This window comes from Subtercola sp. Z020, from assembly GCF_002931235.1.
In the GTDB taxonomy this organism is placed as follows: Bacteria; Actinomycetota; Actinomycetes; order Actinomycetales; family Microbacteriaceae; genus Subtercola.
The window spans coordinates 1-1420 of record NZ_PSTT01000151.1; the positions used below are offsets into that span (position 1 = coordinate 1).

At 65.6% G+C, this 1420-nt stretch carries 2 protein-coding genes; both read right to left on the reverse strand.

The genetic code is table 11. From position 1 onward, the window contains the following. Window positions 1-421: 421 nt before the first annotated feature. A complete protein-coding gene (gene uraH / locus C5B96_RS16920) occupies window positions 422-763 on the reverse strand; it encodes a hydroxyisourate hydrolase (protein WP_199176710.1) in 342 nt (113 codons plus the stop codon). Further along, window positions 760-1248, reverse strand: a complete 489-nt coding sequence (gene uraD, locus C5B96_RS16925; RefSeq protein WP_233189268.1) for a 2-oxo-4-hydroxy-4-carboxy-5-ureidoimidazoline decarboxylase — start codon at window positions 1246-1248, stop codon at window positions 760-762. Before uraD ends, uraH begins: the two co-directional genes overlap by 4 nt. Between the last annotated feature and the right edge of the window lie 172 nt (window positions 1249-1420).

Genomic DNA, 1420 nt, shown 5'->3' on the forward strand with positions numbered 1-1420 from the left:
AATTTCATTTCCCAAAGGAACCCGAACCAGCAAAACTGGCCACGGGAAATTGGCATTTGACAATGTGCACGCTGTTGAGTTCTCAAAGATCGGACGCTCCTGAGCTGACCTGATTCTCAGAACCAGACCCTGCTCGGGGCAACTTCACTACCTTATCACTCTCCGCCGCGTTGTCAAATCCGCGTTTCTCGCTACAACCGAAGTCGCCAAAGAAACCCGAACCGTTCGTTGCGGGAGTGGTTTTACATCATACGCTGCAGCCACAGAAATGCCCAAGGGAATTTCTGTTTCTGAGGTGGGATGGCCCCCACTTGAGGCCCGGTAGCTCTTCGGCTTTCCGGCACCTTTGGGGTGACGTGTAGTTACATTACGGAGGTCTTCGCGAGAATGCAAATCGGCGCCAGAACCCCCGACATTGCGCCTAACTACCGCGATATGTCGAGTACGCGAAGGGGCTGAGCAGCAGGGGCACGTGGTAGTGCTCCGACTCGTTCGCCAGCACGAACGCGACCGAGACCGACGGGTAGAACGTGGGCTGCCCTGTCGATCCGAAGTACGAGGCGGTGTCGAAGGTGACACGGTACGTGCCAGCGGGCAGGGCGGCAGGCCCGAGGGCGGTCACGCGACCGTCATCGTCGGTGACGGCGGAGGCCAACGGCATCCATTCGCCGTCTGCGAAGCGCTCGAGCGACACGGGCACACCCGAGGCGGGGCGACCGAGCGTGGAGTCGAGAACGTGGGAGGTGATGTGGCTGCGGGTCATGCGTACTGCTCCAACGAGGATTCGAGCCGGAGAAGGGCGATGTCCCGGAGTTCCGCACCGACGATCGCGCGTTCGGTGTCATCGTCGAGCTCGAGCCGGCGGGTGAGTTCGTCGAGGATCTCCCTGCGGGTGCGCCCCTTCGCGCGGATCAGGAACACGCGGTCGAACCGGCGTTCGTACTCGGCATTGCCGCGGGCGATTGCCGCATTCACGCGGTCGTCGTCGGCGTCGGGTGAGGCCTGCTCTGCGCGGGAGAAGTCTTGGGCCCTACCCTCCCCCACCGGTCCCTCACCGATTCGCGGATGATCGGCCAACGCTTCGGCGATCTCGTCGTCGCTGAGCGGGGTCGCCGCCTGGCGGGCCCGGGCCAGCAGCGATTCGGCGGACTCATAGGGGCCGGCCTGCGATACCTCCTGCACCCAGCGGGGCACGGCGAGGCACGGCTCCAGCAGCGCGCGGAGTTCGGCGGGTTGCAGGCTGAGCACGGCGGCCTCCGGGGGGAATGGGTGCGGCTTCGCAGGTGCCTCCAGCATAGGGCCGCGGCCGGATCGGCGACGTACGATGGGCCCGTGAGCGATGGGGGTGCGGGCGACGGGCGCGAGAGCGGCGAGCGCTGGAGCGGCGGCGGCGGGGGGCTCGGCGGCGCCGCTCCAGCGC

Excerpts from the sequence above, each read along its gene's own strand:
- uraH (WP_199176710.1), bottom strand. The coding sequence starts at position 763 with ATGACCCGCAGCCACATCACCTCCCACGTTCTCGACTCCACGCTCGGT.